The organism is Pseudomonas sp. FYR_5 (genome assembly GCF_043106315.1).
Lineage (GTDB): Bacteria > Pseudomonadota > Gammaproteobacteria > Pseudomonadales > Pseudomonadaceae > Aquipseudomonas > Aquipseudomonas putida_Y.
The window spans coordinates 23,894-48,087 of sequence record NZ_JBICMK010000044.1 but is presented as its reverse complement, the minus strand read 5'-3'; the positions used below and the strand labels follow the sequence as shown (position 1 = coordinate 48,087).

At 63.1% G+C, this 24,194-nt stretch carries 23 protein-coding genes; 16 read left to right on the top strand and 7 right to left on the bottom strand.

Annotation, left to right across the window (positions count from 1 at the left end):
- Positions 1 to 188: 188 nt before the first annotated feature.
- Positions 189 to 1,295, top strand: a complete 1,107-nt coding sequence (locus tag ACF8RA_RS05760) for an NADH:flavin oxidoreductase/NADH oxidase (RefSeq protein WP_392518916.1) — start codon at positions 189 to 191, stop codon at positions 1,293 to 1,295.
- Between the two features lie 120 nt (positions 1,296 to 1,415).
- On the opposite strand, the gene ACF8RA_RS05755 is transcribed toward ACF8RA_RS05760, so the two are convergent.
- From ACF8RA_RS05755 to ydcS, 7 genes are all read right to left on the bottom strand, one after another.
- Positions 1,416 to 1,748, bottom strand: coding sequence for a type II toxin-antitoxin system HicB family antitoxin (locus tag ACF8RA_RS05755; protein WP_176682715.1), 333 nt, complete (start codon positions 1,746 to 1,748; stop codon positions 1,416 to 1,418).
- On the bottom strand, positions 1,745 to 1,999 hold the full coding sequence (locus tag ACF8RA_RS05750; RefSeq protein WP_209963865.1) for a type II toxin-antitoxin system HicA family toxin: 255 nt from the start codon (positions 1,997 to 1,999) through the stop codon (positions 1,745 to 1,747). Before ACF8RA_RS05750 ends, ACF8RA_RS05755 begins: the two co-directional genes overlap by 4 nt.
- A gap of 128 nt (positions 2,000 to 2,127) precedes the next feature.
- Positions 2,128 to 3,552, bottom strand: coding sequence for a gamma-aminobutyraldehyde dehydrogenase (locus ACF8RA_RS05745; RefSeq protein ID WP_209963867.1), 1,425 nt, complete (start codon positions 3,550 to 3,552; stop codon positions 2,128 to 2,130).
- 17 nt (positions 3,553 to 3,569) lie between these two features.
- The gene (locus tag ACF8RA_RS05740; protein ID WP_176682718.1) at positions 3,570 to 4,376 is read right to left on the bottom strand and encodes an ABC transporter permease; all 807 of its coding nucleotides are present in this window, start codon (positions 4,374 to 4,376) and stop codon (positions 3,570 to 3,572) included.
- Positions 4,366 to 5,277: an ABC transporter permease gene (locus ACF8RA_RS05735; RefSeq protein ID WP_392518915.1), complete on the bottom strand. Its 912-nt coding sequence runs from the start codon at positions 5,275 to 5,277 to the stop codon at positions 4,366 to 4,368. The genes ACF8RA_RS05740 and ACF8RA_RS05735 overlap by 11 nt, the downstream gene beginning before the upstream one ends.
- 1 nt (position 5,278) lies before the next feature.
- The gene (locus ACF8RA_RS05730) at positions 5,279 to 6,310 is read right to left on the bottom strand and encodes an ABC transporter ATP-binding protein (RefSeq protein ID WP_339442974.1); all 1,032 of its coding nucleotides are present in this window, start codon (positions 6,308 to 6,310) and stop codon (positions 5,279 to 5,281) included.
- Positions 6,311 to 6,459: 149 nt separating this feature from the next.
- Positions 6,460 to 7,611: a putative ABC transporter substrate-binding protein YdcS gene (gene ydcS / locus ACF8RA_RS05725; RefSeq protein ID WP_176682720.1), complete on the bottom strand. Its 1,152-nt coding sequence runs from the start codon at positions 7,609 to 7,611 to the stop codon at positions 6,460 to 6,462.
- Positions 7,612 to 7,827: 216 nt separating this feature from the next.
- Here ydcS and ACF8RA_RS05720 point away from each other — a divergent pair, with 216 nt between their 5' ends.
- The 15 genes from ACF8RA_RS05720 to ACF8RA_RS05650 all read left to right on the top strand — a co-directional run bounded on the left by ACF8RA_RS05720 (position 7,828) and on the right by ACF8RA_RS05650 (position 24,046).
- Positions 7,828 to 8,511 carry a tellurite resistance TerB family protein gene (locus ACF8RA_RS05720; protein WP_176682721.1) on the top strand — a complete coding sequence of 228 codons (684 nt, stop codon included), beginning with the start codon at positions 7,828 to 7,830 and terminating at the stop codon, positions 8,509 to 8,511.
- Positions 8,512 to 8,681: 170 nt separating this feature from the next.
- Positions 8,682 to 10,304: a methyl-accepting chemotaxis protein gene (locus tag ACF8RA_RS05715; RefSeq protein ID WP_392518914.1), complete on the top strand. Its 1,623-nt coding sequence runs from the start codon at positions 8,682 to 8,684 to the stop codon at positions 10,302 to 10,304.
- A 5-nt stretch (positions 10,305 to 10,309) separates the two neighbouring features.
- Complete coding sequence (locus ACF8RA_RS05710; RefSeq protein WP_392514126.1) at positions 10,310 to 10,813, top strand: chemotaxis protein CheW; 504 nt, start codon at positions 10,310 to 10,312, stop codon at positions 10,811 to 10,813.
- Entirely contained in the window at positions 10,810 to 12,084 is a 1,275-nt protein-coding gene (locus tag ACF8RA_RS05705; protein WP_392518912.1) for a CheR family methyltransferase, read from the top strand. Before ACF8RA_RS05710 ends, ACF8RA_RS05705 begins: the two co-directional genes overlap by 4 nt.
- Positions 12,081 to 12,746 (top strand): chemotaxis protein CheW, encoded by a 666-nt coding sequence (locus ACF8RA_RS05700; protein WP_392518911.1) that lies wholly within the window; start codon positions 12,081 to 12,083, stop codon positions 12,744 to 12,746. Before ACF8RA_RS05705 ends, ACF8RA_RS05700 begins: the two co-directional genes overlap by 4 nt.
- Positions 12,743 to 15,040, top strand: a complete 2,298-nt coding sequence (locus ACF8RA_RS05695; RefSeq protein ID WP_176682726.1) for a hybrid sensor histidine kinase/response regulator — start codon at positions 12,743 to 12,745, stop codon at positions 15,038 to 15,040. Before ACF8RA_RS05700 ends, ACF8RA_RS05695 begins: the two co-directional genes overlap by 4 nt.
- Positions 15,037 to 16,050: a Wsp signal transduction system protein-glutamate methylesterase WspF gene (wspF, locus tag ACF8RA_RS05690; RefSeq protein WP_176682727.1), complete on the top strand. Its 1,014-nt coding sequence runs from the start codon at positions 15,037 to 15,039 to the stop codon at positions 16,048 to 16,050. Before ACF8RA_RS05695 ends, wspF begins: the two co-directional genes overlap by 4 nt.
- Before the next feature lie 51 nt (positions 16,051 to 16,101).
- Positions 16,102 to 17,106, top strand: a complete 1,005-nt coding sequence (wspR, locus tag ACF8RA_RS05685) for a Wsp signal transduction system regulator diguanylate cyclase WspR (RefSeq protein ID WP_176682728.1) — start codon at positions 16,102 to 16,104, stop codon at positions 17,104 to 17,106.
- Between the two features lie 144 nt (positions 17,107 to 17,250).
- Positions 17,251 to 18,346 (top strand): peptide chain release factor 2 gene (prfB, locus tag ACF8RA_RS05680; RefSeq protein WP_061405587.1). Its coding sequence is split into 2 segments (ribosomal slippage): positions 17,251 to 17,322 and positions 17,324 to 18,346, totalling 1,095 coding nucleotides; the frame shifts between segments, so codons are not numbered across the junction.
- Positions 18,347 to 18,439: 93 nt separating this feature from the next.
- Positions 18,440 to 19,942, top strand: a complete 1,503-nt coding sequence (lysS, locus tag ACF8RA_RS05675) for a lysine--tRNA ligase (RefSeq protein WP_010952588.1) — start codon at positions 18,440 to 18,442, stop codon at positions 19,940 to 19,942.
- A 189-nt stretch (positions 19,943 to 20,131) separates the two neighbouring features.
- The gene (locus ACF8RA_RS05670) at positions 20,132 to 20,836 is read left to right on the top strand and encodes a TetR/AcrR family transcriptional regulator (protein WP_209963896.1); all 705 of its coding nucleotides are present in this window, start codon (positions 20,132 to 20,134) and stop codon (positions 20,834 to 20,836) included.
- Between the two features lie 30 nt (positions 20,837 to 20,866).
- The gene (locus ACF8RA_RS05665) at positions 20,867 to 21,415 is read left to right on the top strand and encodes a hypothetical protein (protein WP_014592169.1); all 549 of its coding nucleotides are present in this window, start codon (positions 20,867 to 20,869) and stop codon (positions 21,413 to 21,415) included.
- A gap of 135 nt (positions 21,416 to 21,550) precedes the next feature.
- Positions 21,551 to 22,828, top strand: coding sequence for a flavohemoglobin expression-modulating QEGLA motif protein (locus ACF8RA_RS05660; RefSeq protein ID WP_028698370.1), 1,278 nt, complete (start codon positions 21,551 to 21,553; stop codon positions 22,826 to 22,828).
- Positions 22,800 to 23,723: an alpha/beta hydrolase gene (locus ACF8RA_RS05655; protein ID WP_274147765.1), complete on the top strand. Its 924-nt coding sequence runs from the start codon at positions 22,800 to 22,802 to the stop codon at positions 23,721 to 23,723. The genes ACF8RA_RS05660 and ACF8RA_RS05655 overlap by 29 nt, the downstream gene beginning before the upstream one ends.
- Positions 23,720 to 24,046, top strand: a complete 327-nt coding sequence (locus tag ACF8RA_RS05650) for a hypothetical protein (RefSeq protein WP_003252219.1) — start codon at positions 23,720 to 23,722, stop codon at positions 24,044 to 24,046. Before ACF8RA_RS05655 ends, ACF8RA_RS05650 begins: the two co-directional genes overlap by 4 nt.
- The last annotated feature ends 148 nt before the right edge of the window (positions 24,047 to 24,194 follow it).

Here is a 24,194-nt window from a genome sequence, read left to right as displayed (position 1 = left end):
CTGAGGCCCTATCTTTTAGAAGGTGGGGTTCATGGATCGCACTCAAAAAACGCACCCCACCCAAAATCCCACGGAACCTCCTCCCCACCCATTCTGGTCTAGTCTGAGGTTATGACCGGACCTGGGCCAGGGACGTGTAATTGAGTGTCCAGGCCGGATCACCATTGGAGTCCTTGGGAGGTGCCCTCATGAGCCTGCTGCTCGAGCCTTACACCCTGCGTCAGCTGACCTTGCCCAACCGCATCGCCGTGTCACCAATGTGCCAGTATTCCGCCGTCGATGGCTTGGCCAACGACTGGCACCTCGTCCATTTAGGCAGCCGCGCCGTCGGTGGCGCCGGCCTGGTAATCACTGAAGCCGTGGCGGTGACCGCCGACGGCCGGATCACCGCCGAAGACCTGGGCCTGTGGGACGACGCCCAGATAGCGCCGTTGCAGCGCATCACCCGCTTCATCAGTGCCCAGGGCGCCGTGGCTGGTATTCAGCTGGCTCACGCCGGGCGCAAAGCCAGTACCTACCGCCCGTGGCTTGGCAAACCAGGCAGCGTCAAACTGGAGGAGGGCGGCTGGCAGCCGGTGGGGCCATCGAGGATCGCCTTCGATCCGCAGCACACGCCTCCACGCGAGTTGAGCCAGGACGAGATCCAGGATGTAATCGCCGCTTTCGTCGCCTCGACCGAACGCGCCTTGAAGGCTGGATTCAAGGTGGTGGAAATCCACGCTGCCCATGGCTACCTGCTGCACCAGTTCCTGTCACCGCTAAGCAACCAGCGCCGTGACGAATATGGCGGTAGCTTTGAAAACCGTATCCGCCTGACCCTGCAGGTGGTCGAGGCCGTGCGCAAGGCCTTGCCTGCCGAATTGCCGCTGTTCGTGCGGGTATCGGCTACCGATTGGGTAGAGGATGGCTGGAATCCGGATGAAACCGTCGAACTGGCACGCCGCCTGCGGGAGTTGGGCGTGGATCTGATCGATGTCTCTTCAGGCGGCACCTCGGTCAACGCCGAGATCCCTACCGGCCCCGGCTACCAGACCCGCTTTGCCGAGCGCGTGCGCAAGGAATCGGAAATTGCCACCGGCACCGTGGGCATGATCACCGAACCGGCCCAGGCCGAGCACATCCTGCGCACCGGCCAGGCCGATATCATCTTCCTCGCCCGCGAACTTTTGCGCGATCCGTACTGGCCACTGCATGCCGACGACGACCTGGGCGGCAACAAGGCCACTTGGCCGGCGCAATACCAGCGCGCGACCAGCCGCGCCAACCCGATTCACGAGTCCGATTTGCGCGACTGACCCAAGCCTTGCGCGGCCCTTGCAGGAGCGGCCCTGTGTCCCGGCAACAGTTGCCGGGGCTGCCGCGCAGCCCATCGCGATACAAGGCCGCTCCTGCAACGCCGGCGTTGGTAGCTGGGTTCAGCTATAGGTAGCCTTGCTGAGAATATCGCTCACCCATTGATTGATGCTCTTTTCGGCCAGCTCTGCCTGGGCCGCCACACTGGCGTGAAGGGTAGGCTCAAGGCGTAGGCTGAGCTTGCCGGAGTACGTTTTCTGCGGTTCCCGCCCGAGGCGTTGGCAAGTCTCAAGATAATCGTCAACGGCTTCTTCAAATGCCTGGCGCAACTCACTGATCGATTCGCCATGAAAACCAATCACGTCGCGAACACCGGCGACATGGCCGATCAGCAACTGGTCTTCGTCGCTGTATTCGATACGAGCGGCGTAGCCGCGGTAAGTCATTACATTCATGGTAATACTCCTGCCTGCTCAAGGAACTGGCGGGCGTCTCTGAGTTGATAGGGCTTGGCGTGCCTGTCCGGATGAGGGCGGTGGAAGGTTGCCACTGCTCCATTGAGTTCAAAGCGAACCCGCGATCCTCTTCCTTCTATGACCCTGGCACCCAGCGATACCAATAGAGACTCCACTCGCGCCCACTCCAGTGTTCTGGGCACCGGCCTTTCAAGTAATGCTTCAAGTGTGGCTTTCTGATGATTATTCATGGTATCAGATTATGATACCAAGCATGAGGGCTCAATGGATGTGCAGTAGGAGGGAGTAGATCACGGTTGAAGGAAAATTCTGAGGCGTTGACCGAGGGGCATTCAAGCCCCTCGGTCAACGCGAGCACTTAGTGCTTGATCATCACATGCCGCACACAGGTGTAGTCCTCCAGCCCATACATCGACATGTCCTTGCCATACCCTGAATGCTTCTGCCCGCCATGGGGCATTTCGCTGACCAGCATGAAGTGGGTGTTCACCCAGGTGCAGCCGTACTGCAAGCGTGCCGCCAGGCGGTGGGCGCGGCCGGTGTCGCGGGTCCATACCGATGAGGCCAGGCCGTAATCGGAGTCGTTGGCCCATTCCAGCGCCTGCGCTTCATCGGTGAAGCGGGTGACCGAAATCACCGGGCCAAACACTTCGTTGCGCACGATCTCGTCATCCTGCAGGGCATCGGCCAGCACGGTAGGCTCGAAGAAATAGCCATCGCCCTCTATTGCCTTGCCACCGGTTACCAGACGAATGTGCGGCTGGGCGATGGCCCGCTGCACCAAACCGGCGACCTTGTCGCGGTGCTGGGCACTGATCAGCGGCCCCAGTTCGGTTTCTTCAGACTCCTGCAGGCCCGGTTTGAGGCTGGCTACGGCTTTACCCAGGCGCTCGACGAAGCGCTCGTAGATCCCGTCCTGTACATACAGGCGGCAGGCTGCGGTGCAGTCCTGGCCGGCGTTGTAAAAGCCGAAGGTTCGGATGCCGTCGATGGCGGCATCGATGTCAGCGTCATCGAACACCAGCACCGGCGCTTTGCCGCCCAATTCCATGTGCATGCGTTTCACGCTGTCGGCGGTGGCGCTGATGATGTGCGCGCCGGTGGGGATTGAGCCGGTCAGCGATACCATGCGCACCTTGGGGTGGGTAATCAACGGGTTGCCGACCGTCTGGCCGCGGCCGAAGAGAATGTTCAGCACGCCCGGCGGGAGCAGGTCCTGGGCCAGTTCGCCCAGGCGCAGGGCCGTCAGCGGCGTCAGTTCGGACGGCTTTATCACCACCGTGTTGCCGGCCGCCAGGGCCGGGGCGATCTTCCAGGCCAGCATCATCAGCGGGTAGTTCCACGGCGCGATGGAAGCCACCACGCCCAACGGGTCGCGGCGAATCATCGAGGTGTGGCCCGGTAGGTACTCGCCTGCCGCCGAGCCGCCCAGGCAGCGCGCCGCACCGGCAAAGTAGCGGAACACGTCGGCAATCGCCGGGATCTCATCGTTCAGTGCAGCGCTCAGGGGCTTGCCGCAATTTTGCGATTCCAGCCGGGCCAGTTCATCGCCATGGGCTTCGATGGCGTCGGCCAGCGCCAGCAATGCTTGCGAACGTTCTTTAGGGCTGGTTTGCGACCAGCTGTCGAAGGCCTGGTCGGCAGCGCGTACGGCGCTGTCCACCTGTGCCTCAGTGGCTTCGTTGATCTGCGCCAGGGCAGTGCCCAGCGCCGGGTTGAGCACGGTCCAGGCCGGGCCTTGGCCAGCGACCAGTTGGCCATTGATCAGCATCTGCGTTTGCATCGGGGGCTCCTCCAGGGTCATTTGCCACCGCCCGCGACGCTATCGCCGCCACGGGTCAGGTAATAGGCGCCAAGAATCGGCAGCATGGTCACCAGCATCACCAGCATGGCGACAACGTTGGTCACGGGTACGTCGCGCGGGCGGCTGAGCTGGTTGAGCAGCCAGATCGGCAGGGTGCGCTCGTGGCCGGCGGTGAACGTGGTGACGATGATTTCATCGAACGACAAGGCAAAGGCCAGCATGCCGCCCGCCAGTAGTGCCGAGCCGAGGTTGGGCAGGACGATGTAGCGGAAGGTCTGCCAACCGTCGGCGCCGAGGTCCATCGAGGCTTCGATCATGCTTTGCGAGGTACGCCGCAGGCGGGCGATCACGTTGTTGTAGACGATCACCACGCAGAACGTGGCGTGGCCGACTACGATGGTGAACACCCCGGGCTCTATCCCTAACGTCTTGAACGCCGAGAGCAGGGCGAGACCGGTTATGATGCCTGGCAGGGCGATGGGCAGGATCAGCACCAGCGAAATGCTCTCCTTGCCGAAAAAACTGCGCCGGTACAGCGCCGCCGAGGCCAGCGTACCGAGCACCAGTGCGATCAATGTGGCCAGGCAAGCCACCTGCAGCGAAAGCTTGATTGCCTCAAGGACATCGGGCCGGGCGAAGGCGACGTCGATCCACTTCAGGGTAAAGCCCTTGGGCGGGAAGCTGAACGCGGCGTCTTCGGTGTTGAAGGCGTACAGAAAGATGATCAGGATCGGGAAGTGCAGGAACAGCAACCCGCCCCAGGCCGCCAGGCGCAGCCCCGCAGACGCTTTTTCAGAGTGCATCGAAAGCCCCCAGGCGTTTGACGATGGCCAGGTACACCGCGATCAGCACGATGGGCACCAAGGTGAACGCGGCGGCCATCGGCATGTTGCCTATCGCTCCTTGCTGGGCATAGACCATGCTGCCGATGAAGTAGCCGGGCGGGCCAACCAGTTGCGGCACAATGAAGTCGCCCAGGGTGAGCGAGAAGGTGAAGATCGAGCCGGCGGCGATACCGGGGATCGACAGCGGCAGGATCACCTGCACGAAGGTTTGCCCTGGCCGGGCGCCCAGGTCCGCCGAAGCCTGCAGCAGCGACGGTGGCAAGCGCTCCAGCGAGGCCTGGATCGGCAGGATCATGAACGGCAGCCAGATATACACGAACACCAGGAAGCGCCCCAGGTGCGAAGTCGACAGCGTGCTGCCGCCCACGCCCGGCACGGCCAGCACTGCTTGCAGCAGGCCATCCAGGTGCAGCTGCTGGACGAACCATTGGGTCACGCCGCCCTTGGCCAATAGCAGGGTCCAGGCATAGGTCTTGACGATATAGCTGGCCCACATCGGCATCATCACCGCGATGTAGAAAAACGCCTTGGTCTTGCCGCTGGTGTAGCGCGCCATGTAATAGGCGATGGGGAAGGCCAGTACCGCGCTGGCCAGCGACACCGCTGCCGCCATGCCCAGGGTACGCAGGATGATGTCGAAGTTCGACGGGTTGAACAGCGCGGCGAAGTTGCCCAGGGTCAGGTCCGGGGTCACCGCCATGGTGAAATCGTCGAAGGTATAGAAACCCTGCCACAGCAGGTTCAGCAACGAGCCCAGGTAAATCGCGCCGAACCAGGTCAGCGGCGGGATCAACAGCAGTGCCAGGTAGAGGTTGGGGCGCCGGTACAGCAGGCTGGACAGGCTGCGCAGTGTGCTCATCTCAGCAGGCCTCGGTTTCCTGCAGCACCGTCATGGCCTCGCGGGGCCAGTGTACCTGCAGCCGTTGCCCGGGCTGCCAGCTCTGCACCTGCTTCTGCCAGCGGTCATTGGCCTGGCTGACTGCCAGCAGTTGGCCGTTGTCCAGTTGCAGTTCGTAGCGGGTGGCGCTGCCTTGGTACTGGACATCACGCAGCACGCCGCTGACCTGAACCTCATGGCTGGTCACTACCGGGTCACCCAGACGGATATGCTCGGGGCGAATGGAGAAGGGCGCAGGGCTGCCGTTGAGCTGCATGGCCAGCTCGCCACGCACCACGTTGGACGTGCCGACGAATTCAGCGACGAAGGTGGTGGTAGGCTTCATGTACAGGTTGCGCGGGGTGTCGACCTGTTCGATACGCCCGCGGTTGAACACCGCGACCCGGTCTGACATCGACAGCGCTTCGGTCTGGTCGTGGGTGACGAAGATGAAGGTGATGCCCAGTTGGCGTTGCAGCTTTTTCAGCTCGCCTTGCATCTGTTCGCGCAATTTCAGGTCCAGCGCGCCCAGTGGCTCATCCAGCAGCAGCACCCGCGGCCGGTTGACCAGCGCCCGGGCCAGGGCCACGCGCTGACGCTGGCCGCCAGACAGCTGTGCCGGCTTACGCGCGCCATAGCCAGCCAGGGCCACCATGGCCAGGGCTTCTTCGGCACGGCTGTGGCGTTCGGCCTTGCCCACGCCTTTTACCTTCAGGCCATAGGCGATGTTGTCCAGCACGTTCATGTGCGGGAACAGCGCATAGTCCTGGAACACTGTGTTGACGTCACGTTGGTAGGGCGGCATGCCTGCGGCCTCGATCCCTTGGATGCGGATCGAACCGCTGGAGGGATGCTCGAAGCCTGCGATCAGGCGCAGGCAGGTGGTCTTGCCCGAGCCGGAAGGGCCGAGCATGGAAAAGAACTCGCCATCGATGATGTCGATGCTGACCTGGTCGACGGCCTTGACCTCGCCAAAGGTGCGGGAAACCTGGGTGAACTGGACGGCTAGGGGCATGCTGGGCTCCGGACAACAAGGGTTCTCCTGTGCCGGCCTCTTCGCGGGTGAACCCGCTCCTACGGGAGACGCGCCACCCTTACAGGCGGTGAAGAACCTGTGGGAGCGGGCTTGCCCGCGAAGAGGCCAGCACAGGCATTCAGGCAACCTCAGCGACCACCCATGATCGCAATGTAGTCCTGGGTCCAGCGGCTGTACGGCACGAACTTGCCCCCTTGGGCCTGCGGTGTTTTCCAGAAGGCGATCTTGTCGAAGTTGTCGAAACCGTTGGCCTTGCAGCCCTCGGTCCCCAGCAGTTCGCTGCCGGTGCACGCCGCCGGCACAGCCGGCAACGAGCCGAACCAGGCTGCCACATCGCCTTGCACCTTTGGTTGCAACGACCAGTCCATCCATTTGTAGGCGCAATTGGGGTGCTTGGCCTCGGCGTGCAGCATGGTGGTGTCGGCCCAGCCGGTCGCGCCCTCCTTGGGGATGGTGGAGGCCACTGGCTGGTTCTCGGCCTTGAGGCCATTGACCATGTAGCCCCAGGAGCTGGAGGCAACCACGCCTTCATTTTTCACATCGCTCATCTGGACCGTGGCGTCATGCCAATAGCGGTGGATCAGCGGTTGTTGCTGGCGTAGCAGTTCCAGCACGGCCTTGTATTGTGCCTCGTTCAGTTCGTACGGGTCCTTGATACCCAGTTCGGGCTTGGCCGACTTGAGGTACAGCGCTGCATCGGCGATGTAGATCGGCCCGTCATAGGCTTGCACGCGGCCCTTGTTCGGCTTGCCGTCGGGCAGGTTCTGCGGCTCGAACACCACGCTCCAGCTGGTCGGTGCCTGCTTGAAGGTGTTGGTGTTGTACAGCAGCACGTTTGGCCCCCACTGGTACGGCGTGCCGTACACCTGCTTGTCGACCACATACCAGTCACCGTTCTGCAGGCGCGGGTCGATGGTCTTCCAATTCGAGATCAGGGCGGTGTTGATCGGCTGCACGCGTTTGCCTGCGATCAGCCGCAACGATGCATCGCCCGAGGCGGTGACCAGGTCATAGCCGCCCTTGGCCATCAGGCTGACCATCTCGTCCGAGGTGGCGGCAGTTTTCACACTGACCTTGCAGCCGGTTTCCTTTTCGAAGCCGGTTACCCAGTCGTAGGCCTTGTCGCTTTCACCGCGCTCGATGTAGCCGGGCCAGGCGATGATGTCCAGGCGCCCCTCGCCGGCTCCCAGGGCCTTGGGCGCTTCGGCGGCCTGCAGGCTGGTGCCGGCCAGCAAGGCGCAGGTGGTGGCGCCGAGCAATGCGGTCTTGTGCACTGACATGGTGTTCCCTCTTCTTGGCGATCCTGTTCTGGCAGTCATGAGGCAAGCAGTGAAGCAATCGTTATAAGCGTAGTGCGTGGGTGCGAGGTATTGGCGATATCGAGTCTAGTTGGCTTTTTGCCAGCTAATGCAACATCCGGAAGCAAATCCCTGCATGGCGTGTGCTCCGCCAAGCCTTACTCTGGCGTTTGAATCTTCTTACGTGGAGACGCGCGAATGAATACCCGGGGCTTGCTTGATCAACTCCTCAAATCTGGCCAGCAATTGCTCGAGAAGCAGGGAGGCGCCACCAAGCCTGGCAGCGCGTCAGGCGGGCTTGGCGGGCTATTGTCCGGAGCAGGGGGCGGCCTGTTGGGTGGAGGCGCTCTTGGCCTGTTGCTGGGTAGCAAGAAGGCCCGCAAGTACGGTGGCAAAGCCCTGACGTACGGTGGCCTCGCCGCGCTGGGGGTGCTGGCCTATAAAGCTTACGGCAACTGGCAGGCAAACCAGCGGGTGGCCGCCGCCGAGCCTCAAACCATCGACCGCCTGCCGCCAGCCCAGGCCGAGCAGCACAGCCAGGCAGTACTGCGCGCGCTGGTGGCGGCCGCCAAGTCCGATGGGCATATCGACGAGCGCGAACGGGCGCTGATCGAGGGCGAGTTCACGCGCCTGGACAGCGACCGCGAATTGCAGCACTGGCTGCATGCCGAGCTGAACAAGCCGCTGGACCCGGCCGAAGTGGCCCGCGCGGCGCAAACGCCGGAGATGGCTGCCGAGATGTATCTGGCCAGCGTGATGATGGTCGATGAGGATAACTTCATGGAGCGTGCCTACCTGGATGAGCTGGCCCGCCAGCTGCGGCTGGACCCGGGCTTGCGCCAGGCGCTGGAGACCCAGGTGAGGGAGGCCGTTGCGCAGTAGCAGCGTTTGTCACGACATTTTCTGCGTTCGTCAAACCGAGCGCCGAAAATGTCACGACAAGCACTTGCCAGCTTTTACCCAATCCGCGCATTTCGCCCGATAAACCGTAAGACCTCTGGGCTATACTTCGGCGATTTTTCCCGCTCGTTGTGAATTCCTGAGGGCTGAATGTGAAGAACTGGACCTTGCGCCAACGGATCCTGGCAAGTTTCGCCGTGATCATCGCCATCATGCTGCTGATGATCGTGGCCGCCTACTCGCGGTTGGTGACTATCGAAACCGCCGAAGAGGCGGTGGGGACCGACAGCATTCCCGGCGTCTACTACAGCTCGATGATCCGCAGCGCCTGGGTCGACAGCTACGTCACCAGCCAGCAACTGGTGGGCCTGTCCAACCATCGTGAAATCACTTCGGCCGACCTGGAGCTGTTCAGAAACTTCGATAACCGGCTGAAGCAGTTCATGGCCAGCTACCAGGCCACCATCCGGGACAAGGACGACCAGGCCCGATTTGACAGCTTCGTGCAACTGGAAGAAAACTACCTCAAGATCGTCAACCAGGTGCTGGATACGTACGGCCAGCGCAACTACGACGAGGCCCAACGTTTGATAAACGAGGTCCTCACCCCGGCCTGGATGGAGGGGCGTGAGCACCTGAACGAGGTGATCGAGAACAATCGGGCCTCTGCCGGTGCCGCCACCAACGAGATCGTCGACGCCGTCAGCACGGCCAAGGGCAGCATGGTGGTTTCACTGTTGTTGGCAATCATCGCTGCCGGCATCTGCGGCCTGCTGCTGCTACGTGCTATCACGGCGCCCATGCAGCGTATCGTGCATGCCCTCGACAAACTGCGCTCGGGTGATTTGAGCATGCGCCTGAGCCTGGACCGCAAGGACGAATTCGGCGCCATCGAAAGCGGCTTCAACGAAATGGCCGAGGCACTGGCCAACCTGGTGGCCCAGGCCCAACGTTCGTCGGTGCAGGTGACCACTTCGGTCACCGAGATTGCCGCCACGTCCAAGCAGCAGCAGGCCACCGCCACCGAAACGGCCGCCACCACCACCGAAATCGGCGCCACCTCGCGGGAAATCGCCGCCACTTCGCGGGACCTGGTGCGCACCATGACCGAAGTGACTACGGCTGCTGATCAGGCATCCAGTCTGGCAGGCTCCGGGCAGCAGGGCCTGGCACGCATGGAAGAGACCATGCATCAGGTGATGGGCGCTGCCGACCTGGTCAATGCCAAGCTCGGTATCCTCAACGAGAAAGCCAGCAACATCACCCAGATGGTGGTAACCATCGTCAAGGTTGCGGACCAGACCAATCTGCTGTCGCTCAACGCCGCCATCGAAGCGGAAAAGGCCGGCGAATATGGCCGCGGCTTTGCCGTGGTTGCTACCGAAGTGCGCCGCCTGGCCGACCAGACCGCCGTGGCCACCTACGACATCGAGCAGATGGTGCGCGAGATCCAGTCGGCAGTGTCGGCCGGTGTCATGGGGATGGACAAGTTCTCCGAAGAGGTGCGCCGCGGCATGTTCGAGGTGCAGCAGGTGGGCGAGCAACTCAGCCAGATCATTCACCAGGTACAGGCCTTGGCGCCGCGTGTGTTGATGGTCAACGAAGGCATGCAGGCCCAGGCCACTGGTGCCGAGCAGATCAACCAGGCGCTGGCCCAGCTCAGCGATGCCAGCACCCAGACTGTCGAGTCGCTGCGCCAGGCCAGCTATGCCATCGATGAGCTGAGCCAGGTGGCTGCGGGCCTGCGTGGCGGCGTGTCGCGCTTCAAAGTCTGACCGCGATGAACGACTTGCTACTGCGCAACGCGGCGGAGAACACCAAGGGGACGCTGTACCTGCAGTTTCGCATCAGAGAGCAGCGCTTTGCCCTGAGCGTGCACGAGGTGATCGAAGTGCTGCCGCGTCAGCCGCTCAAGCCCATCGCTCAGGCACCTGCCTGGGTCGCGGGTATCCTCGCCCATCGTGGCCAACTGGTACCGGTGATCGACCTTGCCGCACTGAGCTTCGGCCAGGCAGCGGTGCAACGCACCAGCACCCGCCTGGTGCTGGTCCACTATCGAGGCGGTCTGCAGCTTGGCCTGATCCTTGAGCAGGCCACCGAAACCCTGCGTTGCCAACCCGACGAGTTCCAGCCCTACGGGGTGGACACAGGCGAAGCGCCTTATCTGGGCCCGGTGCGCGAGGATGCCCAGGGCCTGCTGCAGCGCATCGAAGTCAATGACCTGCTGCCCGACACCGTGCACGCATTGCTGTACACGCAATACCCGACAGGGATGCCCACATGAACGAACAGCGTTTCTTCCGCTTCTTGCGCGAGCGTATTGGCCTGGATGTGGAGTCGGTGGGGGCGCCCATGGTCGAACGCGCGCTGCGCCAACGTTGCATGGCCGCGGGCGCGATGGACCTGGACGAATACTGGCTGCGCCTGCAGCAGTCGGCAGATGAGCAACAGGCGCTGATCGAAGCGGTGATCGTCCCGGAAACCTGGTTTTTCCGTTACCCCGAATCCTTCACTGCGCTGGCCAGCCTGGCCCATAAACGGCTTGCTCAACTGGCTGGCGCGCGCCCGCTGCGATTGCTCAGCCTGCCATGTTCTACCGGCGAGGAGCCCTATTCGCTGGCCATGGCCTTGTTTGACGCCGGGATGGGGCCAGGGGCATTCCTTGTCGATGGAATGGACATCAGCCCCAGCTCGGTAGCCAAGGCCGGGCAGGCGGTATATGGGCGCAATGCGTTCCGGGGTAGCGAACTGGGCTTTCGCGAGCGCTACTTCGATGCTCAGGGCGAAGGCCACCGCCTGCATGAACGGGTACGCCAGCAAGTCAGCCTGCGGGTGGGCAATGTGCTTGACCCGGCGCTGGCCAGCCGCGATGGCCTGTATGACTTCGTGTTCTGTCGCAATCTGTTGATCTATTTCGACGTCCCGACCCAACAGCGTGTGTTCGAAGTGCTCAAGCGCTTGCTGCATCCGCAGGGTGTGCTGTTCATCGGCCCGGCTGAAGGCAGTTTGTTGGCGCGCATGGGCATGCGTCCATTGGGGATCGCCCAGTCGTTTGCCTATGTGCGTCACGAAGGCGACAGCCCCCCCTTGGCGGCGGCACCTGCCCAACCCGCCAAGCGTACGTTCACCAGCTTGCCGGCACCGGGTTTTTCGCAGCCCAGTGTGCCGTTGTCTCGTCCTCTGCGTGTGCTGCCGGTGGCGGCCAGGCCAGCGCCAGTCCGCGAGCACAGGCACGAGGGGGCCAGCGAGTTGCTGGCCGACATTGCCCGGCTGGCCAATGCCGGCGCCAGCGAGCAGGCCCGTAGCGCATGCCAGCGCTACCTGAGCCAGTACCCGCCGTCGGCACAGGTGTACTACTGGCTGGGTTTGCTCAGTGATACCGAAGGCGATGCGCAGCAGGCGCTGAACCACTATCGCAAGGCCCTGTACCTGGATCCACAGCACCCCGAGGCGCTGGTGCACCTGGCCGCCTTGCTGGCGGCCCAGGGTGACATGGCCGGCGCTCGGCGCCTTCAGGCGCGCGCGGCGCGGGCTGGCCGGGAGTCTGAACGATGAACAGTGAATCCGCGATGCAGTTGCTCGCCGAGGATGACGCGCACATCGACGACTGTTGGAACCGCATTGGTGTGCGCGGCGACAAGCAGTGCCCACTGCTGGAGCGGCATGTTCATTGCCGCAATTGCGAGGTGTATGCCGCTGCGGCCACGCGTTTGCTCGACCGTTATGCGCTGACGCAGGACCACCAGGCTGCAGCGGTGCAGCTGGACGAGGAAAACACCGGCCATTCCATGCTGCTGTTCCGTCTGGGCGAAGAATGGCTGGCGCTGGCTACCGCTTGCCTGGTCGAGATTGCCCCCTTGCAGGCGGTGCATTCTTTGCCGCACCAGCGCTCGCGGCTGCTGCATGGGGTTGCCAATGTGCGCGGCGCGTTGGTGCCGTGCCTGTCACTGGCTGACTTGCTGGGGGTGCAGGGCGGCGCCCCCGAGCAACGCAGCGTACGGGCGATGCCACGTATGCTGATTCTGGCCGCCGAAGGTGGGCCGGTGGTGATGGCTGTCGAGGAAATCGACGGTATTCACCGGCTCGACCCGCAGTTGCTGGGCAGTGGCCGGGACGCCACACGCTTTACCGCCGCAGTCCTGCAGTGGCGCGGCCGCAGCGTGCGGGTTCTGGACGATCAACACTTACTGTCTGCCCTGCAGCGGAGCCTGTCATGACCCCAGAGCAAATGCGCGACGCATCGTTGCTCGAACTGTTCAGCCTGGAGGCCGAGGCGCAGACCCAAGTGCTCAGCGCTGGCCTGATGGCACTGGAACGCAACCCCACCCAAGCCGACCAGCTCGAGGCGTGCATGCGCGCAGCGCACTCGCTCAAGGGGGCAGCGCGCATTGTCGGGGTGGATGCTGGCGTCAGTGTCGCCCACGTCATGGAGGATTGCCTGGTAGCGGCCCAGGAAGGCCGACTGCGGCTGACCGCCGAGCATATTGACGCGTTGTTGCAAGGTACCGACCTGCTGATGCGTATTGCCACACCCGGCGATGCCGGGGCGCAGGCGACCTTGCCGGTGTTTCTTGCGCAAATGGCCAGCCTGCTCGACGTGGGCGCTTCCGCCATGCCTGCAGTGCCGCTGGCTGCACCCGTGCTGCCGGAGCCGCCGCCGGCAACCCTGCCGCCTGCACCCTTGCCATTGCCAGCCCAGGCGCCGGAACCAGAGCCCGAACCAGCCCTGCGGCGCAAGGCTGGCAAGCGCGCTGGCGAAGGTGCCGAGCGGGTTCTGCGTGTCACCGCCGACCGCCTCAATAGCCTGCTTGACCTGTCCAGCAAGTCGCTGGTGGAAACCCAGCGGCTCAAACCGTACCTGGCTACCCTGCAGCGCCTCAAACGCATGCACGGCCAAGGCATGCAGGCACTTGACGGCTTGCGCATGCAACTGGAAGACAGTGGTCAGGGCGGCGAGGTGCTCGAAGCCTTGGCACAGACCCAGCGCCTGCTGGCAGAGACCCAGCAGATTCTGCAGCAGCAGGCGGCCGATCTGGATGAGTTCGGCTGGCAGGCCAGTCAGCGTGCACAGTTGTTGTATGACACTGCCCTGGCCTGCCGGATGCGGCCGTTTGCCGACGTGCTGACCGGGCAAAGCCGCATGGTCCGCGACCTGGGCCGTTCGCTGGGCAAACCGGTGCGGCTGGTGGTGGAAGGGGAAAAGACCCAGGTCGACCGCGATGTGCTGGAAAAGCTCGAAGCCCCGCTGACCCACTTGTTGCGCAATGCCGTCGACCACGGTATCGAATTGCCCGAGCGGCGCTTGCTGGCGGGCAAGCCGGACGAGGGGGTGATCCGACTGCGGGCTTCGCACCAGGCGGGCATGCTCAGCCTGGAACTGATCGACGATGGCGCCGGTATCGACCTGGAGCGCCTGCGCAGCAGCATCGTCGAGCGCGCCCTGTCGCCTGCTGATACGGTGGCGCGGATGAGTGAGGCGGAGCTGCTGACGTTCCTGTTCCTGCCCGGTTTCAGCCTGCGTGACAAGGTTACCGAAGTGTCCGGGCGCGGTGTGGGGCTGGATGCGGTGCAGCACTTGATCCGCGAGCTGCGCGGCTCGATCGAGTTGACTCAGGCGGCAGGGCAGGGCTGTCGCTTCCATCTGCAGGTGCCGCTGACCCTGTCGGTCGTTCGCAGCCTGGTGGTCGAGGTGGGCGGTGAGGCTTACGCCTTCCCGCTGGCGCATATCGAACGCACGCTGGAAGTGACCGCCGAACAGATCGTGCAGATCGAGGGGCGCCAGCACTTCTGGCACGAAGGCCGGCATATTGGCCTGGTGGCGGCCAGCCAGTTGCTCAATCGCCCGGCCGGGCAAAGTGACGAAGCCAGCTTGCGGGTAGTGGTGATTCGTGAGCGTGAGCAGCTGTATGGCGTGGCCGTGGAGCGGCTGGTGGGGGAGCGGGTGCTGGTCGTGATGCCACTCGACCCACGCCTGGGGAAGGTGCAGGACATTTCCTCCGGCGCCTTGCTCGATGATGGCTCGGTGGTCCTGATTGTCGATGTCGAAGACTTGCTACGCTCAGTGGAAAAACTGCTCAGCACTGGCAGCCTGGAGCGTATCGAACGCGGCAGCAGCGGAGCCCGTGGCGTAGTCCGCAAACGCATCCTGGTGGTCGACGACTCGCTGACCGTGCGTGAACTGCAGCGCAAGCTGCTGGGCAATCGTGGCTACGACGTGGCGGTGGCGGTGGATGGCATGGATGGCTGGAACGCCCTGCGCAGCGAGGACTTCGACCTGCTGATCACCGACATCGACATGCCGCGCATGGACGGTATCGAGCTGGTTACCTTGGTGCGCCGCGACCAGCGCCTGCAGTCGTTGCCGGTGATGGTGGTGTCCTATAAAGACCGTGAGGAAGACCGACGGCGAGGCCTGGATGCCGGCGCCGACTACTATTTGGCAAAGGCCAGTTTCCACGACGATGCGTTGCTGGATGCTGTGGTGGAGCTGATCGGAGGTGCTCAGGGATGAAGATCGCCATCGTCAATGACATGCCCCTGGCCGTCGAAGCGTTGCGCCGTGCGGTCGCCCTGGAGCCCGCGCACCAGGTCGTGTGGGTAGCCAGCAACGGTGCCGAGGCGGTGCAGCGTTGCACCGAGTTGTTGCCGGACCTGATACTCATGGACCTGATCATGCCGGTGATGGACGGTGTCGAGGCGACCCGACGGATCATGGCCGAAACCCCGTGCGCCATTGTCATCGTCACGGTCGACCGTAAGCAGAACGTACACCGGGTATTCGAGGCCATGGGCCATGGCGCCCTCGATGTGGTCGACACCCCTGCGCTGGGGGCTGGCGATGCCCGCGAAGCGGCGGCGCCATTGCTGCGCAAGATCCTCAATATCGGCTGGCTGGTCGGCCAGCAGCGTACACCTGCCGCAAGGTCGGTGGCGGCACCACTGCGCGAGGCTTCCCAGCGCCGCGGGTTGGTGGCAATCGGGTCTTCGGCGGGGGGGCCAGCAGCACTGGAAGTGTTGCTCAAGGGCTTGCCGGTCGCGTTTCCGGCGGCCATCGTGCTGGTCCAGCATGTGGACCAGGTGTTTGCCGCAGGCATGGCCGAATGGCTCAGCAGCGCAGCAGGCCTGCCGGTGCGACTGGCCCGTGAAGGCGAACCGCCGCGGCCAGGGCAGGTACTCCTGGCCGGTACCAACCACCACATTCGCCTGCTACAGAGCGGCCAACTGGCCTACACTGCCGAACCTGTGAATGAAATCTACCGGCCCTCGATCGATGTGTTCTTCGAGAGCGTGGCACGTTACTGGAATGGTGAAGCCGTGGGCGTGTTGCTCACCGGCATGGGCCGCGACGGTGCCCAGGGCCTGAAGCTGATGCGTCAGCAGGGCTTTCTGACCATTGCCCAGGACCAAGCCAGCAGCGCGGTGTATGGCATGCCCAAGGCTGCTGCGGCTATTGATGCCGCCGTGGAAATCCGCCCGCTGGAACGCATTGCCGGGCGCCTGACTGAATTTTTCGCAAAATGACGAAATGTATTGAATCACGCCGCCAGGCCGGTAGTGATCGGGTGAACAATGATGAATGATTTACCGATCGAAGGTTTCGCGACCACCAACGAGAACTCGGCGATGGTGCTGTTGGTTGACGATCAGGCAATGATCGGCGAAGCGGTGCGGCGTGGCTTGGCCGATGAAGACAACATCGACTTCCACTTCTGTGCCGACCCGCACCAGGCGGTGGCCCAGGCCATGCGCATCAAGCCCACGGTCATTCTTCAAGACCTGATCATGCCAGGCCTGGACGGCTTGACCCTGGTGCGCGAGTACCGCAACAACCCGGTGACCCAGGACATCCCGATCATCGTCCTGTCGACCAAGGAAGACCCGTTGGTCAAGAGTGCGGCATTTGCTGCCGGGGCCAACGATTACCTGGTCAAGCTGCCTGACACCATCGAGCTTGTGGCGCGCATTCGCTACCACTCGCGCTCCTACCTGACACTGTTGCAGCGCGACGAGGCCTACCGTGCCTTGCGCGTCAGCCAGCAGCAGTTGCTGGATTCCAACCTGATGCTGCAGCGGCTGATGAACTCCGATGGCCTGACTGGGCTGTCCAACCGCCGCCACTTCGATGAATACCTGGAGCTGGAGTGGCGGCGGGCGATGCGTGAACAGCAGCAGTTGTCTTTGCTGATGATCGACGTGGACTTCTTCAAAGTCTACAACGACAGCTTTGGCCACCTGGCCGGCGACGAGGCCTTGCGCCAGGTGGCCGAAGCCATTCGCGGCTCGTGTTCGCGGCCGACCGACCTTCCGGCGCGCTATGGCGGTGAAGAGTTCGCCCTGGTGCTGCCCAACACCTCGCCAGGCGGGGCGCGGCTGGTGGCCGAGAAGCTGCGCCAGACCGTGCTGGGCCTGGGTATCCCGCATACTGCGCCAACGGCTGATGCATTTTTGACCGTAAGCATCGGCCTGGCCACCCAGACGCCTGCTATCGGCAGCCACTGTCGGCAGCTGATTTCGGCGGCCGACAAAGGTCTTTACCTGGCCAAGAACGGTGGGCGTAACCAAGTCGGCATCGCCTAAGCACTTGGAGAGGGCGCGGCCGCTCTCACATGAGACCGCGCAGGTTGCCCTAAATACATACGACCGCCCGGCGGGTCTGCCGCCATGCTGCGGACTCGGTTATACTCGCGGGCTTTTCACCGAATTCGCACGAGTAGCCCGCCCATGGAAATCCAACCGATCCTGAACACCATCAAGGACCTCACCGAGCGTTCCCAGTCAATTCGGGGGTATCTTTGACTACGATCACAAGCATGACCGCCTGATCGAAGTCAACCGCGAGCTGGAAGACCCCAACGTCTGGAACAAGCCTGAGTACGCCCAGGCACTGGGCCGCGAGCGTGCCATGCTGGCCCAGGTCGTCGAGACCCTGGACAAACTGTCCAACGGCCTGGGTGACTGCCAGGACCTGCTCGACATGGCCGTCGAAGAAAATGACGAAGGCGCCGTCGGCGACGTCGTGACCGAGCTGGAAAGCCTGGAAGAAAACCTGGCCCAGCTTGAGTTCCGTCGCATGTTCAGCGGCGAGATGGACATGAACAACGCCTACCTGGACATCCAGGCCGGTTCCGGTGGTACCGAAGCGCAGGACTGGGCCAACATCCTGCTGCGCATGTACCTGCGCTGGGCCGACAAGCGTGGTTTCGACGCCACCATCATCGAGCTTTCCGAAGGTGAAGTGGCCGGTATCAAGGGTGCAACCGTGCACATCAAGGGCGAGTACGCCTTCGGCTGGCTGCGCACCGAAATCGGTGTGCACCGCTTGGTGCGCAAGAGCCCGTTCGACTCCGGCGCCCGTCGCCACACGTCGTTCTCGGCGGTGTTCGTATCGCCCGAGATCGACGACAAGGTCGAAATCGAGATCAACCCGTCCGACCTGCGCATCGACACCTACCGCTCCTCCGGTGCCGGTGGTCAGCACGTGAACACCACCGACTCGGCGGTCCGTATCACCCACGTGCCGACCAACACCGTGGTGGCTTGCCAGAACGAACGTTCCCAGCACGCCAACAAGGACACCGCCATGAAAATGTTGCGGGCCAAGTTGTACGAGCTGGAAATGCAGAAGCGCAATGCCGCCTCGCAGGCGCTGGAAGACAGCAAGTCGGACATCGGCTGGGGCCACCAGATTCGCTCCTACGTACTGGATGACTCGCGCATCAAGGACTTGCGTACCGGTGTCGAGCGTAGCGATTGCCAGAAAGTCCTGGACGGCGACCTCGACCAGTATCTGGAAGCGAGCCTCAAGCAGGGCCTGTAATTCGCACCCCCATGCCGCGCTACCTGGCCAGCCGCCGGTAGCGCGTGCCCTGCCCGGAACGGGCAACGAATACCTGATGGAAAGAATGACGACATGAGCGACCTCAAGACCGAATCGCAAGACCTGCAACAGGAAGAAAACGCCCTGATCGCCCTGCGCAAGGAAAAACTTGCCGCCGAGCGTGCCAAGGGCAATGCCTTCCCCAACGACTTCCGTCGCGACAGCTACTGCAACGACCTGCAGAAGCAGTATGCGGACAAGACCAAGGAAGAGCTGGAAGCAGCCGCGATCCCGGTCAAGGTCGCCGGCCGCATCATGCTCAACCGTGGTTCGTTCATGGTTATCCAGGACATGACTGGCCGTATTCAGGTCTACGTCAACCGCAAGACCCTGCCGGAAGAAACCCTGGCCGCGGTCAAGACCTGGGACCTGGGCGACATCATCAGCGCCGAAGGCACCCTGGCCCGTTCCGGCAAGGGCGACCTGTACGTCGAGATGACCAACGTACGCCTGCTGACCAAGTCGCTGCGCCCGCTGCCCGACAAGCACCACGGCCTGACCGACACCGAGCAGCGCTACCGCCAGCGCTACGTCGACCTGATGGTCAACGAAGAAACCCGCCACACCTTCCGTGTGCGTTCGCAAGTGATCTCGCACATCCGCAAGTTCCTCATCGAGCGTGACTTCCTCGAAGTCGAGACGCCGATGCTGCAGACCATTCCGGGCGGCGCCGCTGCCAAGCCGTTCGAAACCCACCACAATGCCCTGGACATGGCCATGTTCCTGCGTATCGCGCCGGAGCTGTACCTCAAGCGTCTGGTGGTTGGTGGTTTTGAGAAAGTGTTCGAGATCAACCGCAACTTCCGTAACGAAGGCGTTTCGACTCGTCACAACCCTGAATTCACCATGCTCGAGTTCTACCAGGCCTATGCCGACTACCGTGACAACATGGACCTCACCGAGGAACTGTTCCGCGAGCTGGCGCAACTGGTATTGGGTTCTACGGACGTGCCGTACGGCGACAAGGTATTCCACTTCGGCGAGCCGTTCGTGCGCCTGTCGGTGTTCGACTCGATCCTCAAGTACAACCCGGAGCTGACCGCTGCCGACCTGCAGGACGTCGACCGCGCCCGCGAGATTGCCAGGAAGGCCGGCGCCAAGGTGCTGGGCCATGAAGGCCTGGGCAAGCTGCAGGTGATGATTTTCGAAGAGCTGGTCGAGCACAAGCTGGAGCAGCCGCACTTCATTACCGAGTACCCGTTCGAAGTGTCGCCGCTGGCCCGTCGCAACGACGACAACCCGGCCGTTACCGACCGTTTCGAGCTGTTCATCGGTGGCCGCGAAATCGCCAACGCCTACTCCGAGCTCAACGATGCCGAAGATCAGGCCGAGCGCTTCCTGGCCCAGGTGGCCGAGAAGGACGCAGGTGACGATGAAGCCATGCACTATGACGCCGACTTCGTTCGTGCGCTGGAGTACGGCATGCCGCCCACCGCCGGTGAAGGCATCGGCATCGACCGCCTGGTGATGCTGCTGACCAACTCGCCGTCGATCCGCGACGTCATCCTGTTCCCGCACATGCGTCCGCAGGCCTGAGTGAGCTGAACGAGCCGCCTTTCGAGGCGGCTTTTTCTTGCCTGAAGCTTTATGTTGTCAGGGCTGGCCCCTTCGCGGGTGAACCCGCTCCTACAAAGGCCTCAGCAGGCCCTTGCAGGAGCGGTTTTACCCGCGAAGAGGCCGTACTGACGAAACACTGCCCATGAGGTATCCCCCGTGACACCCGCCATGCCTGACCAAGGCGCCGCCGGCATCGCCACCGCCGTCGCCGAAAGCGTGCAATACCAAGGCCGCAAGACTGCCCGCCAAGGCAGCGAACAGCGTCGCCAGTTGATTCTCGATGCCGCCATGCGCATTGTCGTGCGCGATGGCGTGCGCGGTGTGCGCCACCGGGCAGTGGCCGCCGAGGCTGGCGTGCCATTGTCGGCCACCACCTACTACTTCAAGGATATCGAGGACCTGCTCACCGATACCTTTGCCCAGTATGTCGAGCGCAGTGCGGCCTACATGGCCAAGCTGTGGGCCAATACCGAGGTGGTGTTGCGCCAGTTGCTGGCACAGGGCGATGGCAGCCCGCAGTCACGTGCGCGGCTGGCTGACGACGTGGCGCGCATGACCGCCGACTACGTTCAGCGGCAACTGCTGAACCGCCGTGACTTCCTGATGGCCGAGCAGGCCTTCCGCCAGGAGGCGTTGTTGTGCCCACGGCTGGCAGAGCTGGTGTGCGCCCATGAACAGATCCTGCTGCACGGCACCCGGCAATTGCTGCAGGTAGTAGGCTCGCGGCAGCCGGAGCAGGACGCACAGATGTTGACGGCGATTATCGAGCAGTTGGAATATCAAGGCCTGCTCAAGGATGCGAATGCGCAAGCCGATGGGCAGATGCTCGCTATGCTTACCCGATACCTGCAGCTGGTGCTGGCATCGGCCTGAGGCGAGAACGACCTTTTCAAGGAGAACCTGATGAAAGCCTGGCGTGTGGTGTTGTTGACTTTGTCATTCCTGCTGCTGGGCGGTTGTCTGGTGACCTTCCATGAGCCCTTGCCCAGCAACCAGGCAGCGCCCAAGGCCCTGCTCGGCAAGTGGAGCAGCAAGGACGCCTGGGGAGAGCCGCTGAAACTGGTGATCAGCCGTAGCGGCGGCGATGCCTACAAGGCGGTGGCCACGGCCAAGGGCAAGGCCCCTGAAGAATACGTGTTCACCGTGTCGCGTCACGGCAACCGCTGGTACTTGTCGGCCGGCGTGCCCAAGCGCCTGGGCGGCAATTTCCTGATTGGCGGCTTCGATATCGTCGATGGCAAGGAACTGGTGGTCTACAACCTGGATGTCGAGCAGGTGCAGCAGGCGGTGGACAAGAAGGAACTGAGCGGTCGTAGTACCGAAGTGCCGGAGGACAACGGCGACGGCGTGCTGATCGACAGCCCGGCGGCGCGGGTGCTGGCCTACCTGGACGACCCGGCCAACTCCGACCTGTTCGTCGAAGTGGCGCGGTTCCAGCGCTCGGGCAAATGACCGTGTTGGCGTCTTCGCGGGCAAGCCCGCTCCCACAGGTATTTCACAGGTATCTGATCCTGTGGTGTCCCTGTGGGAGCGGGCTTGCCCGCGAAGACGCCGGTACAGGTTTCGTGTACTAGAAAGGAGTCCCCGGTGGACGAATACCAGCAAACCATCCGCGCCCTGTCCGACCGCATCGTTGCGGCACAGACGCCTATTCGGGTCCTGGACGCGGTGAAGTGGGACGACAACATCCGCCAGGGCTTTCTCAAGGCCAAGGGCAAGGAGCCGCCGGCGGTAGATCGTGCCTACTACCAATCGCGCCCGCTGTCGTTCGACTCCAGCGCGGTCAAGGCCGAGTTCCAGGGCATCGAGCGCGACATCATTCGCCAGTTGGGCCAGTTCAACCCGGTCGGGCAGATCATGAAGCGCATGTGCCGCGAGTACCGCATGGTGGTGCGCATGCTCGAAGCGCGCGGTACCGAGGACTTCGGCCTGATCTCCCAGGAGCTGTACGGCGCCGCCTCGGATGCCTTCCACGCCGGTGACCCGACCCTGGCCGACCTTGGCCTGATGCTGTCGGACTACCTGAACAACATCGATGGCCGTGGTGACCTCAAGGATGAGCCAAAGAACCTCACTGCCAAGGAGGCCGTGGAGATCCTCCAGCACCGGCTGAACAAAGTGTTCGGCGAGGCCGAAGGGACCATTCGCGTGTTCGAGTCCGACGGTATCGTCGCCGACGCCGCGGCTGGTGCCGACTACATCAAGGTGCGTGCCGATGCCATGTTCAACACCCGCGATGTGCGCGCCCTGGAGGTGCACGAAGGGTTGGTGCACGTCGGGACCACGCTCAATGGCCTGAACCAGCCGATCTGCACCTTCCTGGCCAAGGGCCCGCCCTCGTCGACGGTAACCCAGGAGGGCCTGGCCATCCTCATGGAGGTGATCGCCTTTGCCTCCTACCCCAGCCGCCTGCGCAAGCTCACCAACCGAACCCGAGCCATCCATATGGTCGAGGAGGGCGCAGACTTCATGCAGGTCTACGGTTTCTTCCGCGAGCAGGGCTTCGAGATGGCGCAGAGCTACAGCAACGCCAGCCGGGTGTTCCGCGGGTCGGTGCCCAACGGCTTGCCATTCACCAAGGACTTGTCCTACCTCAAGGGCTTCATCATGGTTTACAACTACATTCAGTTGGCCGTGAAGAAGGGCAAACTGGAACAGATCCCGTTGCTGTTCTGTGGCAAAACCACCCTGGAAGACATGCGCACCCTACGCCAACTTGTCGAGGAAGGGCTGGTCGAGCCGCCCAAGTACCTGCCCGAACAGTTCCGTGACCTTAATGCGCTGTCGGCCTGGATGTGTTTCTCCAACTTCCTCAACCACCTGAGCCTGGACCGTATTGAAGCCGACTACGCGAACATTCTCTGAGCACTGCCGTCTGCTGGTCCTGGGCCTGGTCCTGCTGAGCCTTGGGGGCTGCAGCAGCCTGCTGTTCTACCCCGAGCGTGGTCAGGCCTTCACCCCTGAGCGGGCCAAGCTGGAATACCGCGACGTCACGCTGACCACTGCTGATGGCATCCGCCTTCACGGTTGGTGGCTGCCGGCCAAGGCCGGGGTGGAGGTCAAGGGCACGGTGCTGCACCTGCACGGCAACGGCGGTAACCTGCCTGGGCACCTGGGGGGTAGCTACTGGCTGCCGGAGCAGGGCTACCAGGTGTTGATGATCGATTACCGCGGCTATGGCTTGTCTCAGGGCCAGCCAAGCCTGCCGCAAGTGTACGAGGACATTGCCGCAGCCATGGCCTGGCTGGAGCAGGCCCCCGAGGTCAGGGGCAAGCCGCTGGTACTGCTGGGGCAGAGCCTGGGCGGTGCCATGGCCATTCATTACCTGGCGGCGCACCCGGAGCAGCGCCAGCGCTTCAGCGCCCTGGTGTTCGATGGCGTGCCGGCCAGTTACCGCGCGGTGGGGCGCTTTGCTCTGAGCACCTCCTGGATGACCTGGCCACTGCAGGTTCCGCTGTCGTGGCTGGTGCCGGACGGCGACAGCGCGATCCACTCGATCGAGCGACTGAGCAGCCCGCCCAAGCTGTTTTTCCACAGCATCGACGACAACCTGGTCCCGATGGACAATGGCATCCGCCTGTATCAGCACGCGCCACCCCCTCGGGTGCTGCAACTGACCCGAGGTGGGCACGTACAGACCTTCGCCGACCCTACCTGGCGCCAGGTGATGCTGCGGTTCCTCGATGACCCCAGCCATTTCAACGGCCTGCGGCGGCTAGCCGAAGTGCCCAATTACCCTGACGAGAAGAACAAGCAATGAGTGAAGAACGCAACGCCATCCCGCTGATCCTGACCGGCGTCGGCAGCATCATCGTGACGGTGGGGGCCTTGTGGTACTACGGTTACCTGCATTTCGCCAAGCCCGAAGATGCCCTGCTGCTGCAGGATTTCACCATGCTCAAGACCATCCCCGGCGAGGACTACAAGGTATCGCTGGACCCGGCGCCGCAAGTGGCCCAGTGCGTCGATGGCGTGCTGGTGCTGTTCGACACCCAGCAAAAAGGCCTGACCGGCGTGCTGGTGGACAACCGTAAGCGTGCGGTGCGCTGCATGGGCGAAGAAACACCACAGCAGGTGCAGTGAGCCATTATCCCTGCTGCCTGAACTCGCCTCTTCGCGGGCACGCCCGCTCCCACAGGGTCGCGCAAAACTCGAGACTGGCGCCGTACCTGTGGGAGCGGGCTTGCCCGCGAAGAGGCCAGAACAGGCAAAAGAAAGCCCCGCATCAATC

Excerpts from the sequence above, each read along its gene's own strand:
- ACF8RA_RS05760 (WP_392518916.1), top strand. The coding sequence starts at position 189 with ATGAGCCTGCTGCTCGAGCCTTACACCCTGCGTCAGCTGACCTTGCCC.
- ACF8RA_RS05755 (WP_176682715.1), bottom strand. The coding sequence starts at position 1,748 with ATGAATGTAATGACTTACCGCGGCTACGCCGCTCGTATCGAATACAGC.
- ACF8RA_RS05750 (WP_209963865.1), bottom strand. The coding sequence starts at position 1,999 with ATGAATAATCATCAGAAAGCCACACTTGAAGCATTACTTGAAAGGCCG.
- ACF8RA_RS05745 (WP_209963867.1), bottom strand. The coding sequence starts at position 3,552 with ATGCAAACGCAGATGCTGATCAATGGCCAACTGGTCGCTGGCCAAGGC.
- ACF8RA_RS05740 (WP_176682718.1), bottom strand. The coding sequence starts at position 4,376 with ATGCACTCTGAAAAAGCGTCTGCGGGGCTGCGCCTGGCGGCCTGGGGC.
- ACF8RA_RS05735 (WP_392518915.1), bottom strand. The coding sequence starts at position 5,277 with ATGAGCACACTGCGCAGCCTGTCCAGCCTGCTGTACCGGCGCCCCAAC.
- ACF8RA_RS05730 (WP_339442974.1), bottom strand. The coding sequence starts at position 6,310 with ATGCCCCTAGCCGTCCAGTTCACCCAGGTTTCCCGCACCTTTGGCGAG.
- ydcS (WP_176682720.1), bottom strand. The coding sequence starts at position 7,611 with ATGTCAGTGCACAAGACCGCATTGCTCGGCGCCACCACCTGCGCCTTG.
- ACF8RA_RS05720 (WP_176682721.1), top strand. The coding sequence starts at position 7,828 with ATGAATACCCGGGGCTTGCTTGATCAACTCCTCAAATCTGGCCAGCAA.
- ACF8RA_RS05710 (WP_392514126.1), top strand. The coding sequence starts at position 10,310 with ATGAACGACTTGCTACTGCGCAACGCGGCGGAGAACACCAAGGGGACG.
- ACF8RA_RS05705 (WP_392518912.1), top strand. The coding sequence starts at position 10,810 with ATGAACGAACAGCGTTTCTTCCGCTTCTTGCGCGAGCGTATTGGCCTG.
- ACF8RA_RS05700 (WP_392518911.1), top strand. The coding sequence starts at position 12,081 with ATGAACAGTGAATCCGCGATGCAGTTGCTCGCCGAGGATGACGCGCAC.
- ACF8RA_RS05695 (WP_176682726.1), top strand. The coding sequence starts at position 12,743 with ATGACCCCAGAGCAAATGCGCGACGCATCGTTGCTCGAACTGTTCAGC.
- wspF (WP_176682727.1), top strand. The coding sequence starts at position 15,037 with ATGAAGATCGCCATCGTCAATGACATGCCCCTGGCCGTCGAAGCGTTG.
- wspR (WP_176682728.1), top strand. The coding sequence starts at position 16,102 with ATGAATGATTTACCGATCGAAGGTTTCGCGACCACCAACGAGAACTCG.
- lysS (WP_010952588.1), top strand. The coding sequence starts at position 18,440 with ATGAGCGACCTCAAGACCGAATCGCAAGACCTGCAACAGGAAGAAAAC.
- ACF8RA_RS05670 (WP_209963896.1), top strand. The coding sequence starts at position 20,132 with ATGCCTGACCAAGGCGCCGCCGGCATCGCCACCGCCGTCGCCGAAAGC.
- ACF8RA_RS05665 (WP_014592169.1), top strand. The coding sequence starts at position 20,867 with ATGAAAGCCTGGCGTGTGGTGTTGTTGACTTTGTCATTCCTGCTGCTG.
- ACF8RA_RS05650 (WP_003252219.1), top strand. The coding sequence starts at position 23,720 with ATGAGTGAAGAACGCAACGCCATCCCGCTGATCCTGACCGGCGTCGGC.